This is a genomic window from Leucobacter aridicollis, from assembly GCF_013409595.1.
Classification (GTDB): Bacteria; Actinomycetota; Actinomycetes; order Actinomycetales; family Microbacteriaceae; genus Leucobacter; species Leucobacter aridicollis.
Genome location: NZ_JACCBD010000001.1, coordinates 2,530,623 through 2,545,487, shown reverse-complemented (window position 1 = coordinate 2,545,487; position 14,865 = coordinate 2,530,623). Strand labels below are relative to the sequence as shown.

The window sequence follows — 14,865 nt, the reverse complement described above, 5'->3', positions numbered from 1 at the left end:
CAAGTATCGGGTACACTGTTTCGGTGCGGCAAAGTTGGAATATCTTTCGGAGAGACGTCGGGCGGCTCGCCCGGCAACGAAAAAGCTGGGTTATCGTCATCGGTATCCTCATCACGCCTGCCCTGTACGCGTGGTTCAACATCAACGCGTTCTGGGACCCGTACGCCAATACTGCGAACGTGAACATCGCCGTCGCGAACCTCGATTCCGGCGCGGAGTCGGAGCTCACCGGAGAGGTGAACATCGGCGACCAAGTGGTCGAGCAGCTCGAAGAGAACGACCAGCTGGGCTGGCAGTTCATGAGCGAGGCGAAGGCCAAAGAAGCCGTGAAGCGTGGCGATGTCTACGCGACGATCGTCATTCCGGAGGACTTCAGCAGCGACCTCCTCAGCATGACCTCTGGCGACTTCACCCAGCCCGCACTCCAGTACTTCGTGAATGAGAAGGCGAGCGCGATCGCGCCGAAGATCACTGACGTCGGTGCCTCGCAGCTCGACAAGCAGATCACGAGCGCCTTCAAAGAACAGGTCGCCCAGGCCGCCACCGAGGCGGTAAAGGACGCCGGCGACTCCGTCGAACTTCGCCTGCTCAACGCTCGCGGTGACACGCTCAACGCCTTCGATCGCACGACGAAGACGCTCGACCAGGCCGACAAGAACATCGACAAGATGCGCCAGGGCCTCGACTCGTCGCGCGACTTGCTCGCATCGACTCGGACCACGCTCGGTGACGTCGCCGCTACGCTCGGCGACGTGCAGGTCGCCGCGCGGCAGGCACAGGCGATCGTTGCGGAGACCCAGCAGCAGATCGTCGCTTTCGGGGACGCCGCGACTTCCGCCTACCTCGCGGGTACGACGGCGCTTGCCGACGCGGCCGGGTCGGCAAACGCCTCCGTCGCCGAGCTGACGCAGCAGCTCAAGCAGGCGAACGTGCGCATCGACGCGTCGATCACCGAGGTCAGTTCCGTCATCGACGCGAATCAGCAGGCGATCGCGCAACTGCAGGATCTCGTCGACCAGGCAGACCCTGGATCGCCCCTCGTCGCCCAGCTCCAGAGCGCGCTCGACGCGCTCACCGCGCAGAACGCGGCTCACGGGGACGTGCTCGCAGCGCTCCAGAAGGCGAACAGCGACGCGTCCGGCGCAGTGCAGGCCGTCTCCGACGCGTCGAACGCGTTGAGTCAAGCGATGAAAGAGACGCGCACCGCGGCCGCTGGCATGCGGCAGGTGCTCAGCGGCACCGTCCCGGCGCTGAACGCGGCGATGTCGCAGCTGTCCGCGAGCTCCGGTGCGTTCGCGTCGGCCCTCGGCGCGCAGCAGGCAGTACTCGGCGACGCCGATACGCTGCTCGCGGGCATCGACACCCAGCTTGGTTCGACGGGGGAGGCGCTCGATAGCTTCAAAGCGGACCTCAATGGGATTCGCGGAAGCGTCACCACAGCTCGTGCGGACGTGCTGGCGCTCGGCGCCGCGTCGGAATGGGGCACGCTCAACACGCTCACCGGACTCGATCCCGCGCAGATCGCCGAGTTCGTGGCCTCGCCGGTGACGGTCGACGAGCAGGTCGTCTTCCCAATCAACGCCTACGGCTCCGCGATGGCGGCGCTGTTCACGAACCTGTCGCTCTGGATCGGAGCGTTCGTGCTCATGGTGATCTTCAAGATTGAGGTCGACACTGAGGGCCTGAACGACGTCACCGTGCGGCAGGCCTACTTCGGCAGGTTCTTCCTGCTCGCGACGCTGGCCGCGCTCCAGGCACTGATCGTCTGCATCGGCAATCTCGTGATCGGGATCCAGACGGCGAACGCCGTGGCATATCTCGCGACCGGTGTGTTCACGGGACTGGTGTACGTGAGCATCATCTACGCGCTCTCCGTGGCGTTCGGGCACGTCGGGAGGGGACTGTGCGTGCTGCTTGTCATCATGCAGATCCCCGGCGCCTCCGGGCTCTACCCGATCGAGCTCATGCCCGGATTCTTCCGCGCGATCTACCCCTTCCTCCCGTTCTCGTACGGTATCGACGCGATGCGCGAGACAATCGCCGGGTTCTACGGCGGCCACTACTGGCGCTTCGTCGGGGTGCTCGCGCTCATGGGGCTGCTCGCCCTCGTGCTCGGTCTCGTGCTGCGGCGTCGCCTCGCGAACTTTAACCTGCTGTTCAACCGGCAGATCGCGTCGACCGACCTCCTCACCGGCGAAAAGGTGCAGGTGGTGGGCTCCGGGTATCGCCTGAGCGACGTGATCCACGCGCTGCGCAACCGCGGCGAATACCGCGAAGACCTCGAACGCCGGGCGCAGCCGTTCACCCAGCACTACCCGACGATGCTCCGCACGACGCTCATCGTGGGAGTCGTCGGCATGGTGGTCATCGGCGTTGTCGCGTGGGCACTGCCGGGCGGCAAGGCCCCACTCCTTGGGGTCTGGGTACTCTGGTGCCTGATCATCATGGGATTCCTCGTGGTCATCGAGTACATCAAGCAGAGCTTCGTGCACGCACGAGAGGTCGGAACGCTCGACGATGACGAGCTTCGCGACGCGGTGATGACCGACAGGCGGGGGATCCACACCGATCCCGAGATGGCGCTCGCGACTGCGCCGCCACCGACGACCCGGCTCGAGGTCGCCGGGGCGGGCCACTCGCGCGAGCGGCCCGCGGCGCAGACGGACACCGCCGACATCGACGACGTGATGGCCGAGCTCTTCGGCGACGCATCCGAGCAGACAAACGATACGACCGAGACGAACGAGGGAGGGCCGCGCTCATGAACAACGTACTCAGCCTCGTGCGCCGCGACCTGCGCCACGCCACCCGCAACGTGATGGCGTCGATCGTGCTCTTTGGCCTCGTGATCATCCCGTCGCTCTTCACCTGGTTCAACGTGATCGCGAGCTGGGACCCGTTCGCGAACACGAGCAACCTGAAGGTCGCCGTCGCGAGCACGGACGCCGGGTTCCAGAGTGACCTCATGCCGATCCCGATCAATGTGGGGGAGCAGGTCCTCTCCGAGCTGCGCGCGAATGACGGGCTCGACTGGGTCATCACGACGAAGGACGACGCGATCGACGGCACGAAGTCGGGCGCCTACTACGCCGCGATCGTACTGCCGCCGTCGTTCAGCTCCGACATGCTCACGTTCTACGCCGACGGCGCGGACCGCACAAGCATCACCTTCTACACGAACGAGAAGAAGAACGCGCTCGCCCCGAAGATCACCGAGCAGGGGGCCGAGGGGGTGTCCTCGCAGATCAGCGAGGCTTTCACCGTCACGCTGAGCGAGGTCGCGCTCAGTCTGGTCTCCTCCGTGTCCGACTACCTCACCGACGACAACACGCAGGCCGCCCTCACCCGGGTCGAATCGCGCATCGGCAATATCGCGAGCCAGCTCCGGGGCGGCGCCCGCACCGCGGAGACGCTCTCCACTCTCGTCGAGTCGAGCATTCCGCTCGTCGACAGCGCCGAGTCGCTGGTGGCCTCGGCAGGGGGCGCATTCGACGACACGTCGACGGCAATCGGCAGTGGCGCGGCCGCTGTTGGCGACCTGAAGGGAACGCTGCAGGGCGCCACCCAGGCGCTCGTCGACGCGCTCGGCGCCACGGCCGGCAGCTACGATGCGGTCGGGGCGCGCATCGACGACCTCTTCGCGCAGGCGGGTGCCGTCGGCGGGAGCCAGGCCGCGGCGCTTGGCGCCCTCGCCGATTCGGTGCAGGTCCAGGTGGACCAGACGACGGCGCTCAAGCAGTCGCTCGTCGACGAGGTCGAACCGCTCGTGCCCGAGTCTGGGCAGGCGGCGTTCGCGCGCATGCTCACGAATCTTGACGAGTCAATCGCCCGCCAGGAGGGCGTGCGCGACCGCATGCGTCAGGCGGCAACAGATATCGCGAACGGTTCAGGATCCGCGCAGGAATCGCACGACGCCATCGCCGCGGCGGTGGCCGAGGCAAAGAAGGCCGTGACCGACGCACAAGACGCCTATGCGACCGGGCTGAAGCCGCAGCTCGACACCCTCGCGACGACGCTCGACACGATCAGCGGCGACATCGCGGGCATCCGCGACAGCCTCGCGGGATCGTCGTCCACGCTCGCGGGCGCGGCGGGGTCCGTCCGCACGGTGCTCGCGGAGTCAGGCGAGGCCACAACGAAACTCGCGACGTCGCTGAACGACACCGCCGACAAGTTCGGCGAACTGCAGCGCGCGATCGCGAAGGCCGCCGACACCGGCGACCTCAGCGAGCTCTCTGAGATCATCGGCGCCGGCCCAGCCGTGCTCGCGACGTCGCTCGCCGAGCCCGTGCGCGTCGAGCGTACCGCGGTGTTCCCGATCGTCGGCTTCGGCGCGGGCATGGCCCCGCTCTACAGCGTGCTCGCCCTCTGGGTTGGCGCGCTGCTCATGACCGTCACGATCCGCGTCGACGTGAACGAGGAGACACTCCCAGATCGGCCGGAGCTCACGCCAACCCAGAAGTATCTGGGGCGCTACGGCGTCTTCGCGCTCGTCGGTCTCGCGCAGAGCACGCTGCTGACGCTCGGGCTCGTGCTCTTCGTGCAGATCGAACCGGCCCACCCGCTGCTGCTCATTCTTGCGGGCTGGGTGATCTCGCTCGTCTTCACGCTCATCGTGTACACGTTCGTCGTCGCGTTCGGCAACGCCGGCAAGGCGCTCGCGGTCTTGCTGCTCGTGATCCAGATCTCTGGCTCCGGGGGCGCGTACCCGCTCGAGCTGCTCCCGCAGTGGTTCCAGAACATCAGTCCGTTCCTGCCGGCGACGTACGCGATCCAGGCGCTACGCGCCGCGGTGGCGGGGGTGTACGGCGGCGACTTCTGGGTCGCGCTGGGGATGCTGCTGCTCTTCGCGATCCCGGCCCTGCTGCTCGGACTCGTGCTCCGCCGGCCCATGATTCCGTTCAACCGGAAGCTCATGGACGCGCTCGAATCAACGAAACTGATGTGAGGAAGTAGAGATGACGACACCGGAGCCACCGCTCGACGGCCGCAGGAAGGACGCGACGAAGAATCGCGAGCTGCTCCTGCGCGCCGCCCGCGCGGCGATTGCGGAGCACGCGAACGCCTCGCTCGACACCATCGCGCAGGCGGCCGGGCTCACCCGGCGAGCGGTCTACGGGCACTTTCCGGATCGCGACGCGCTCGTCCGAGAGGTGATCGCCGACGGCGCCCGCGAGTTCGCGGAGATGGCGGCGAACGCGACCGAAGAGGATCCGCGGCTCGCGCTGGCGCACCTCGCCACCGAGCTGTGGCGCGCATCGGTGAGCGTGCGTGCGTCGGTGAATATCGCCGCCACCGAGCAATACCACGCCGCCACCGCGCAGGCGTTCGAACCGCTCCGCCGGAAGCTCGCCGAGCTCACGCGCGGCGGTATTGCCTCCGGTGCGCTGCGCGGCGACATGAGCGCCGAGGTGCTCGCGATGCTCATCGAGGAGGCCGCGAAGGCGACGCTCCGCGACCAGCGGATCACCGCGGGCCACACCGCAGAAACGGCGATCAAGGTCGTGCTGAGTATCGCGGGACTGTCGTGGCGCGAGCAGGATCAGCTGCTGACGGCGCACCCGTCCGTGCTGGAGGCCGGGGCCCGCTAGCTGGCCCGGCGCATCGCACCCAGCAGGCCCGGTTCCCGACGTTCTTGGGGACCGGGCCTTCGCGTGTGTCAGTCGGACTCTTCCCGCGCTGGGGCGAGGTCGGCTTGGCCCTCTGCGGGCGCCGGTGCCGGCTCGGCGTCGGCGTCGGAGTGCTCCTCGTCAGCCCCCTCATCGATAGCGCCCGGCGCGTCGATCTCGTCGGTTTCCGCTGCGTCGTCTTGCGCTTCGACCTGCTCGGCGTCTGCTGCTGTCTCCTCGGCTGCCGCGTCCGCCTCAACGCCGGCGTCATCCGCTGAGCGGGCGAGCGTCAGGTTGATGAGCTTCGGCGTGACCTGGAACCCCGTGGCTGTCGTCCCCAGTCGACCAGCGTTCTGCATACCCCAGCCGTAGAGCGCATTGTTCGCGCCGAGCGCGAAGGCATGGGCGTCGCCCGCGGCGATGTCGATGTAGCCGCCCTGGACGGCCGGAAGCTGAATGAGTGTCGGAATCGCGGTCTGGTACGGCGTCGCGTAGCCGAGAGTTTGGATACCCCACGAGTACACCTGCCCGGTTGAGCTCAGCGCGAGTGAGACGCCGTCGCCGGCGGCGAGCTTGGTGAACCTGACGCCCTCTGGGGTCTGGATCTTCCGCGGGGTCCAGACGGACGTGGGCTGTGAGCCGTCGAGACCGAGCCCGGCTTCGCCACCGGCGTTCATGCCCCACGCGATGATCTCGCCGTTCTCGGTCAGGGCGAGGGCCTGCTGGTTCTCGGTCGACGCGTTTGCCGCGATCTGGACGATGCGCGCGTTGTCTGGCATCGGAATCTGTGTAAAGACGTTCGTCTTCGGCACGTCGGTGCCGAGGCCGAGCTGGCCGCCGGCGTTCGAGCCCATGCCCCAGACGCGGCCGTCGGTATCGATCGCGAATGTCGTCTGGTTGCCGGCCTCAACCTGCACGAACTTCACACCTTCGGGCTGGGGGAGTGGTGTAGGGCGGGGCACGGCGGAACCCTCAGCACTCTTCCCGAGTGCACCAGAGCCTCCGTCACCCCAGCCCCAGGCTTTGCCGTAGCGGTCGAGAGCGAGCGACGTGCGCGTCCCCGCGGCCACCTGAGTAAACGCGACGGCCTGCGTCGGGATCGCCTCAGTAGGCTTGAGAACCTTGTTCCCAGATTTCGGGTCGGTTCCGGTCTGGCGGTACGCATCGGAGCCCCAGCCGTACAGTCGAAGATCGGCGCTCAACCCAACGGTGTGATGGGCGCCAGCAGCGACCTGCAGGAATGGCTGGACACCGAGCGCGCCGAGGTTGGTCGGGGCTGTCACCTGCGCCGCGCTGGACCCCGAGCCGACCTGTCCGAAGGTGTTGACGCCCCAGCCGTTCCCCGCCCGGTTGGCTTCCGAGATAGCGATTGACTGCCCGCCACCGGCGGCAATACGCCCGATCCCTGGGGGCGAGACCTTGCCGGGAACCTTCGTCTCCATGCGCGCCTGGGCGCTCGTGAACCGAACCGGCAGGGTGGTCTCCGCCTGCACCGTGTAGCCGGTGTTCCACACCTGGTTGGTGACTGTCGCCTTGAACATGCCGCTCGTGGGCCCGTACCTCTCGACGGAGGTGGTGACGGTCTGAGTCTGGGTGACAGCCCAGCCCTGGCCGACGCGCTTGCTCGCCCAGGAGTAGCCGATGCCGTCGACCTCGCTGGCACCGGGAAGTTGCGCGGGCGTGACACCGGCGGGAAGCGTCACCGTGGTCGAGATGACGTCACCCGGAACGAGGTGCAGCTTCTCGCCGGTCGGCCCGGGGTGGCTTGCGAACTGCAGCGACATGGTGTTTGATCCGCTGCCCGAGACCGCGAGGCCATACACGCCCGCCGCGACGTTCCAGTGAGCCGGAATGACTGCGCTGTCTGTCGGGTGCGTGCTCGCGTACCGCTCCGGGAGGCCCACGGTCGCCCGGACAGTGAGTTCCTCTACCGAACGAACGTCGGCTAGGTCGGCGGTGATCCCGAAGCTCGCGGTGGGAAGCGCGACCGGCCCCGTCGCCGTCGCGGTCACGGCCTGGCTGACGGTCCACGCGTCGTCAGTCTGCGTCGCCGACCAGGCGCGGGTGTACACGCCTGCGGCGTCATCCGCGGGAAGCTCAGCGGGGGCGACCCCCAGGGGGAGCGACACATCGATGGTGATAGTGTCGCCGGCCTCGAGGTCGACGACTGTCGCGCCGCCGGGCAGCATGTCGAAGCTCACCGTGCCGGCTGCTGAGCCGGGGCCGAACGCGGTGCCGTGCTCGGGCGTCGCGGCGAGTCCGTAGACGCCCGCATCGATGCGGAGCGCCTTCGCGAAGCGGTTGCCGTGCACAGTCGAGTTGTCGGTGGTGACCGCGCCGACGAGGGTCGACGTTGCGCCGAATACGACGACCGCGAGGGCAGCGCCGACCGCGAGGCCAAGGCCGACCCGCTTTCCTGCCCTGGCGTGTCCCGCTGTCGTCAGTTCGCTGTGCTTGCCCATGAGAGGCCCCCTTCGTTAGCACCAGTCAAGCTGGGGGCCGCGCGGGCAGTACGGGAAGCGGGCTGATCTACGGGGTCGCCCACCGAGAACTACGCGTGTGCCGCAGGGCGTACGCGTGCGCGTAGCGGAGTTGGGGTTGGGGCTCGTCGGCACAACCAGCCTGGAGCGGGACGCATGATATCTGCCGCGAAAAGTATCCGCTATGATCGCGCGTACTCGCCACGGGGCAGCAGCAGTGCTGCGAGCGTGAGCAGCCCGACGAAGCCGATCGCGACGCCGAGTATGCCGGCGCCGCCGCCCAGCTCGATGACCGACTGCGTGGTCAGCCCGCGCGACCGGAGGAGCTGTACGAAGAAGCCGCCTGCGATCGCGCCGGTGACCCCAGCGGCGACTGAGGTGAAGCCGCGTGCGAGCGGCGACCACCCGCCGCTGAGGAGGTTCCCTACGGCGATACCCGCCGTGACGAGAGCGGCTACTGCCGCGGCTACGGCCTGAGTGTTGATGTACTCCTCAGGGGCAGCGAACCGGTCGACGTCACCGCCGCTCCAATGCGCGGGGTAGCGGGCAGGGAGATCCGTCCACGACGATTCGATGCCCCACACGATCAGTACGACGAGCGCAGGCAGGACGACCCCGACTCCGATCACGCGCACGAGTTCACTCGCAGAGAAGCCGGAGTGCTGCCTGTTTGATCCGGGCGGGTTCGCATGTGCGTCCTCGGTCGCATCAGGAGTAGACACCGCACTACCCTTCGCTCACGTGTAGATTTCCGCTCGCGCGCAACGTTACCGCATCGGAGGCCGGCGGTGGTCGGGGCATGTTCGGCGACCGGTACGGCCGGTTGCAAGGATACCCCCTGGGGGTATAGCGTTATGGGTGTTCCTCGTTAGTGCAGCACACGAATCGGAAGGTGAGCACCCATGGGTCTCCTGGCCAATCGCGACTTTCGGCGCCTGTTTTCAGCCCAGATCGTCGCCCTCTTCGGCACGGGGCTCGCGACCGTCGCGCTCGGGTTGCTCGCGTACGAGCTCGCCGGCCCGCAGGCGGGCGCCGTGCTCGGTACCGCCCTCACCATCAAGATGGTCATGTATGTCGTCATCGCGCCGATCGCGGCCGCCTACGTCGACCGACTGCCACGGCGCCTGTTCCTGACCGTGCTCGATGTGGTTCGCGCGCTCGTCGTGATCGCGCTGCCGTTCGTCACCGAGATCTGGCAGATCTATGCGCTCATCGCGGTGCTCCAATCCGCGTCGGCAGCGTTCACGCCGACCTTCCAGGCCGTGATTCCAGACATCGTGCCTGACGAGGACGACTACACGAAGGCGCTCTCGGCCTCCCAGGTCGCGACCACGATGGAGAGTCTGCTGAGCCCGCTGCTCGCGGCCGTTGCGCTCAGCCTCATTTCGTTCAACTGGCTGTTTATCGGCACGTCTATCGGATTCGCGCTGTCAGCGATTCTCGTGCTGTCGACGCGGATACCGAACGCCCGGCCCAGCGCGCACGCCGGCGCGTGGGCGCGCATCGCCTCGGGCACAAGGACCTTCCTCAGGACCCCGCGGCTCCGCGGGCTCATGGCGCTCAACCTGGCGGTGGCGTCCGCCGGTTCGATTGTTGTCGTGAACACGGTGAACTATGTGCGCGACGAGCTTGGCGGCAGCCAGGCAGACGTCGCGTGGATGCTCGCCGCGTCGGGTGGCGGGACGCTTGTCGTCGCGCTGGTGCTCCCGCGCGTGCTCGGCGCACTCGCCGACCGCAGCGTGATGCTGACTGGTGGCCTCGTGCTCGTCGCTGCGGTAGCCGTCGCCGTGTGGATGGCGACCTCGGGCGTCACCAGCTGGCCGCTCACGGCGAGCGTGTGGGCAGTGATCGGCGGAGGCATGGCAATGATCATCACCCCGACGGGCAGAGTCCTGCGGTCCTCGGTCGAACCGAACGCCATTCCCGAGGTCTTCGCGGCGCAGTTCTCGCTGTCACACCTCGCGTGGCTCGTGGCCTACCCCATCGCGGGATGGGTCGCGACGAGCCTTGGGTTTGTGGTCGCCTGGTGGATGCTCGCGGCGCTCGCCGTCGTCGGGGCCGTTGGCGGGTTCGCGCTCTGGCGGCGGGAACCGGAGGTCGTGCGTCTCGACGCTGAACACACGCGCGAGGCGCAGGCGGCCGAGGGAACCCTCATCGCCGCGCAGTGCGCCTGCGTCCGCCCGGTCTAGGCGACGCCGCCCTCAGGCTGAGCGGCCTGTGGCGAGTTCGACGCGTTCAGCGGCGCCACGACGGTGAGCCCTTTGATCTAAGTCCTCAGAGGTTCACCCTACGCGCGGATCGTGAGGGTCTGCGAGAGCGTGCCGACCGGGCCGCTCGCGTCGTGCACGACGGACTCCGTCAGGCCGACAGCGTCAGGCCCGAACGACACCGTTGAGTCGAGCCCGAGCCAGTCGCCGGAAGGCGCGCGGAAGAACGAGACGTTGAGGTCGATGTTCGGGAAGCCGATCTCGAGCGGGTCGACCCGTGGGACGAGACCGTTCGCGAAATCGAGCATGCCAATCAGACGCGCCTGCTCGCTGACCTCGGTGCCCTCGATGAGCGCGGTGTCCGTGCGGATCCAGCTGCGGGCGCGGCCCGTGCCGAGGAAGTCGCGGCGGGCCTCGATGGTGTTCACGCACTCACCGTTCCACGTCGTGCCGAACGGGTACTCCGGGGTCGAGTCGAGCTGGGGCATATCGGGGAAGGAGGTGCCCGCGAGCGCGGTCGTGTCGGACGTTTGTAGCAGCCATGCGCGCGCCCGGACACCAGTGCGCCCGTTGCTCGTGAGCACGGCCTCGACGAGTTCGATGGTGCGCCCAGGCCGGATCACTGACACTTCAACGTCGAACTCGCCGAGCGGCAGCACTCCGAGGATGTCGCACGACAGCGAGCCCAGGCGCAGTGCGCCGCCGCGCTGCGCGTGATCCTGCTCGATGAGATGCGCGAGGAGGCCAATTACCGGGGCGATGTGCTGCTCGGCGGGGTTCCAAGCCCCGGCCGTGGCCTCGGTCGCTTCGAAGCGGGTGCCTGAGAGTTGCCGAAAGTACGCGGTTGGGGAGACGGTCATGTCGAGGAATGGCCTTTCGACGGGGCGGGATGCGTAGCGGGCGTGAGGTCCGGTGCGCGCTCGCCGTGGTCGATGGTGAGCGCGTCGCTGCGCATGGTGAGCCGGTGATCAATGAGGGTCGGCTTCGACTCTATCGTCACCGCGCGGGCCCAAGCTCCCCACTTACGGGGGTGACGGGCGACTGGCCCGCGCCCGCTCGACGCGCTCGCGCAGGTCGGTCGTCGACGGCGGTTCGGGTACCGAGGTGAACCCCGTGACGAGGTCCCGGGGAATGTAGCCGAAGGTGCCGCCTGGGTAGGCCGGCGTCGTGATCTCGGTGTACGCCCGGCCGCCGCGCATGGTCGGGACGTTGTGGGACACCGCCGTGATCCGGCGCAGCGGCACGCGGATGCGCGAGCGCCCGACGAGCAGCGCGTCGCCTGCGTCGAGCACGACCGGCGTGTAGCCGACCCCAAAGAACCAGAGCGCGAGGGCGGCAATGATCCCGCCGCCGAGCGCATAGAGCGCGCGGTCGACGTGCGCGGTCTCGCCGACGAGCTGCCCGAACGCAAGCGCGCTCCCGGCCGCGAGCAGTGCGGCCGCGAGCGAGCGCGTGACGACGACGAACTTCAGCGAGGAAATGCGTCTGGGATCGTGCACGAATTCAGCCTAGTCACGCAGGATCGGGGGAGCGTCGCTGGAGCTGTTCCGTGGGCGCCTTACGGCCTCGCGTCTGGTGCCTTAGTCGAGCGCCCGGTGCCAATCCGGGGGAGCAACTGCGGAGTGCGGGCCCGGTAGGCCTGGTACTCCGGATCGTCGCCCCACTTGCGCTTCGCCTTTGCCTCGAGCAGCGGGATTCCGCTCACGCGCGTCAACAGGACGATGACGAACACGGGCGAGAGCAGCGCGATCCATTGCCACCCCTGCAGCGCCGGGGCGGCGATGATGAGCACGCCGATCCAGAGCACGATCTCGCCGAAGTAGTTGGGGTGGCGAGAAACCGACCACAGTCCCGTGTGAATGAACTGGCCGTCGTTGGCAGGGTCGGCCTTGAACAGGCGCTTTTGGTTGTCGGCGATAACCTCGAACGTGAATCCGAAGGCCCACACGGCGAGACCGATCCAGGTGGTCCATCCGAGGGGAGCGCTCCCGGCCGAAGCGATCGCGACCCAGGCGGCCGCCGCCGTCAGGCTCACCCAGAGGCCCTGCACCGTCCAGACCGAGAGGAACCGCAGCTTCGAGGTCTTGATCTCATCGAACCGGTCGTCGGTGCCGGATCGCCGGTTCCTGGCGAAGAGGAAGGAGCCGAGGCGGGCCGCCCAGATGACGACGACGGCGGTCAGGATCACGCTGCGCGGATCCAGCCCGGGCGAGCAGGCGAGCAGCAGCACCGTCACCGAGATGTAGGTGAGGCTGCCCGTCAGGTCGAAGTACCTGTCGGTCTGCGCGATGGCCGCCGGGATGTATGCGATCCACTGCACTGCGAAAGTGACGATGACAGCGAGCGCGAACCCGGGGAAGCCGCCGCCGTCGGCACCGCCTCCGATGGTCCAGCTGTTGCTGCTCCCGGCGAGGGCGAGCAGACCGCCGAGCACGATGGCCGCGACAGTGAGTATGAGTGAGCGAGTGTTCGCCTGAGACATGGTGAATCCTTCAAGGGAGTCGGATCGGGAAGAGTGGGCGGAGCGTTGGGGCGACGGTGCGCGTCGGGCTGGACTAGCGGTACAACTCGGAGATGATCGGCTCTGACTCCGTGAGGAGTGCCTGGCGTTTGAGCTTCATCGTGGGGGTCACGAACTCGTCGAGGCGGTCGCCGCCGATCACGAGCCCGCGCCAGGACTGCACGCGCTCCGCCGGCGATACGGCGGCGTTCGCGCGGTCGATTGCCGTGGTGATCTCCTCCAGGAGCCGACCGTCCGAGCACACCACAAGACCGGACGCGCTGAGCGCGCTGGCCGGCGCATCGCCGCGATCAGTGAACCACGCGGTTGCCGCCTCGGTGTCGATGACCACCAGCGCCGTGAGGTAGGGCCGATCCGTGCCAACGAGCGCGGCGTGCGCGACGAGCGGGTGCTGTTCGACGGTCTGCTCCCACTGTTCGGGCGACACCGTTCTGCCGGTCGACGTGACAATCACGTGCTTGAGTCTGCCGCTCAACGTGAGCGACCCGTCGGGCGCGAGCGAGCCGAGGTCTCCGGTGCGGAAGTACCCGTCGATGAACGCGTCGGCGTTGTGCGCCTCGTTCCGGTATCCGGCAAAGACGCCGACGCCCTTCGCGAGGACTTCGCCGTTGTCCGCGATCCGCACGGCGTTGCCCGGGAGCGGGGTGCCGACGCTCCCCGCGCGCAGCGATCCTGGTCGTCCGCCCGTGAGCGGCGCGGTGGTCTCCGTCAGCCCGTATCCCTCGATGACCGGGACGCCGATCCCTCGGAAGAACGTCGCGAGCGAGGGGCGAAGGGTGGCGGCGCCCGAGAGGAGATAGTCGAGCCGCCCTCCCATGACGGAACGGAGCCTGCGGTAGAACACGCGGTCGAAGAGCGCGCGACGAAGCCGTAGACCGGCGGGCGCGTGCGCTGACGGATCCCGATCGGACGTCTCGAGGAACTCGCCCCACGCGAGCGCGGTGCGGTGGGCCGCCCGCCACAGCGGGAGCACACGCTTCTCGGTCGCCGACGCTGCGGCTGCGCCCTCGATCTTCTCGAGCACGCGAGGGACCACGACGAGGAAGGTCGGCCGCAGGATCGCGAGCGACTGCACCACCTCCTTGGGGTCCGAGAGGTGCGCGACGCGCATGCCGTTGGCGATGCAGATCAGCTGCAGTGCACGGCCCAACACGTGGGTGAGGGGGAGGAAGAGCACCGTGTTGCCGGATTCGCGCACAACCTCCGAGTATGCGGCGGCCGTGTTCAACACCTGGCCCACCAGGTTGCGGTGTGTGATCTGGGCGCCCTTCGGGTCGCCGGTCGTGCCGGAGGTGTAGACGATCGTCGCAACGTCGTCGAGTGACGCGCCCAGGCGACGGGCCTCAAGTTCGGCGTCGGTGACGTGGACGCCGCCCGCAATGAGCGTTGCGAGCGAGCCGATCCCGGCGCTGTCCGCCGCGCCGGTAGCTGCGCGCTGCGACGGCGGCTGCGGCTGCGGCTGCGGTGACTCGGTCGACAGCACTGAGACCTGCGGAGCGTGTGGGGCTGACCCGTTCGAAGCGGCCGCCGCAGCCTCGAGGAGGCGCTCGCCGCCGGTGACGGTGCCGACGAACGCGTGCACTGGGCGGGAGTCACTGATGATCGAGCGCAGCTGCGCGGCTGACGCCGTGTCGTAGACGGGAACGACGACTGCACCGGCGAATAGCGCGGCGTGGTCAACGACGGCCCAGAGGTACTGCGTCTGCGCCATGATCATGATCGTGTCGCCTGCGCGCACGCCCGAGGCAATGAGCCCCTTCGCGATCTCGGAGACCTGGCGGGCAAAGCGCTCGGTCGAGATCTGCTCCCACGGTGCGGTGAGGGGCTGGCCGGCCGGCCTGGTCTCGAACGCGATGTGCGCCGGTGCCGTGCGAACGCGCTGCATGAGGAGCTCGGTGACGTTGCGGGTCTGCTCGATGTCCACGGTCTGCGGGGTGGCGGCGTGCAGCATGCCGTCGGGCGGGGTCGCCGCCACGGTTGGCGCGGCGGCTGGGTGGCTGGGGTTCTCGCTGGCGGTCACGGAATAGACAATACAGGAATATTACTAG

11 protein-coding genes are annotated in these 14,865 nt (G+C 68.1%); 4 read left to right on the top strand and 7 right to left on the bottom strand.

Features of this window, described 5'->3' with window-relative positions:
- The first annotated feature begins 23 nt into the window (after positions 1-23).
- The 3 genes from BJ960_RS17210 to BJ960_RS11815 are packed head-to-tail and all read left to right on the top strand — an operon-like array spanning position 24 to position 5,591.
- The gene (locus BJ960_RS17210) at positions 24-2,765 is read left to right on the top strand and encodes a YhgE/Pip domain-containing protein (RefSeq protein ID WP_185987421.1); all 2,742 of its coding nucleotides are present in this window, start codon (positions 24-26) and stop codon (positions 2,763-2,765) included.
- Complete coding sequence (locus tag BJ960_RS11820) at positions 2,762-4,948, top strand: YhgE/Pip domain-containing protein (protein WP_185987420.1); 2,187 nt, start codon at positions 2,762-2,764, stop codon at positions 4,946-4,948. Before BJ960_RS17210 ends, BJ960_RS11820 begins: the two co-directional genes overlap by 4 nt.
- 10 nt (positions 4,949-4,958) lie before the next feature.
- On the top strand, positions 4,959-5,591 hold the full coding sequence (locus BJ960_RS11815) for a TetR/AcrR family transcriptional regulator (protein WP_185987419.1): 633 nt from the start codon (positions 4,959-4,961) through the stop codon (positions 5,589-5,591).
- A 68-nt stretch (positions 5,592-5,659) separates the two neighbouring features.
- Here BJ960_RS11815 and BJ960_RS11810 read toward each other — a convergent pair whose 3' ends face one another.
- Together BJ960_RS11810 and BJ960_RS11805 are read right to left on the bottom strand one after the other, a co-directional pair.
- A complete protein-coding gene (locus tag BJ960_RS11810) occupies positions 5,660-8,071 on the bottom strand; it encodes an RCC1 domain-containing protein (RefSeq protein ID WP_185987418.1) in 2,412 nt (803 codons plus the stop codon).
- Positions 8,072-8,271: 200 nt separating this feature from the next.
- Positions 8,272-8,811, bottom strand: a complete 540-nt coding sequence (locus BJ960_RS11805; protein WP_185987417.1) for a hypothetical protein — start codon at positions 8,809-8,811, stop codon at positions 8,272-8,274.
- A 180-nt stretch (positions 8,812-8,991) separates the two neighbouring features.
- Here BJ960_RS11805 and BJ960_RS11800 point away from each other — a divergent pair, with 180 nt between their 5' ends.
- Positions 8,992-10,278, top strand: coding sequence for an MFS transporter (locus BJ960_RS11800; RefSeq protein ID WP_185987416.1), 1,287 nt, complete (start codon positions 8,992-8,994; stop codon positions 10,276-10,278).
- 98 nt (positions 10,279-10,376) lie between these two features.
- On the opposite strand, the gene BJ960_RS11795 is transcribed toward BJ960_RS11800, so the two are convergent.
- The 5 genes from BJ960_RS11795 to BJ960_RS11775 all read right to left on the bottom strand — a co-directional run bounded on the left by BJ960_RS11795 (position 10,377) and on the right by BJ960_RS11775 (position 14,837).
- Positions 10,377-11,156, bottom strand: a complete 780-nt coding sequence (locus BJ960_RS11795) for a thioesterase family protein (protein ID WP_185987415.1) — start codon at positions 11,154-11,156, stop codon at positions 10,377-10,379.
- Entirely contained in the window at positions 11,153-11,296 is a 144-nt protein-coding gene (locus tag BJ960_RS11790) for a hypothetical protein (protein ID WP_185987414.1), read from the bottom strand. Before BJ960_RS11790 ends, BJ960_RS11795 begins: the two co-directional genes overlap by 4 nt.
- A gap of 22 nt (positions 11,297-11,318) precedes the next feature.
- On the bottom strand, positions 11,319-11,795 hold the full coding sequence (locus tag BJ960_RS11785; RefSeq protein ID WP_185987413.1) for a hypothetical protein: 477 nt from the start codon (positions 11,793-11,795) through the stop codon (positions 11,319-11,321).
- A 59-nt stretch (positions 11,796-11,854) separates the two neighbouring features.
- Entirely contained in the window at positions 11,855-12,778 is a 924-nt protein-coding gene (locus BJ960_RS11780) for a DUF1295 domain-containing protein (RefSeq protein ID WP_185987412.1), read from the bottom strand.
- 73 nt (positions 12,779-12,851) lie between these two features.
- A complete protein-coding gene (locus BJ960_RS11775; RefSeq protein WP_307814591.1) occupies positions 12,852-14,837 on the bottom strand; it encodes an AMP-dependent synthetase/ligase in 1,986 nt (661 codons plus the stop codon).
- Positions 14,838-14,865 lie beyond the last annotated feature (28 nt).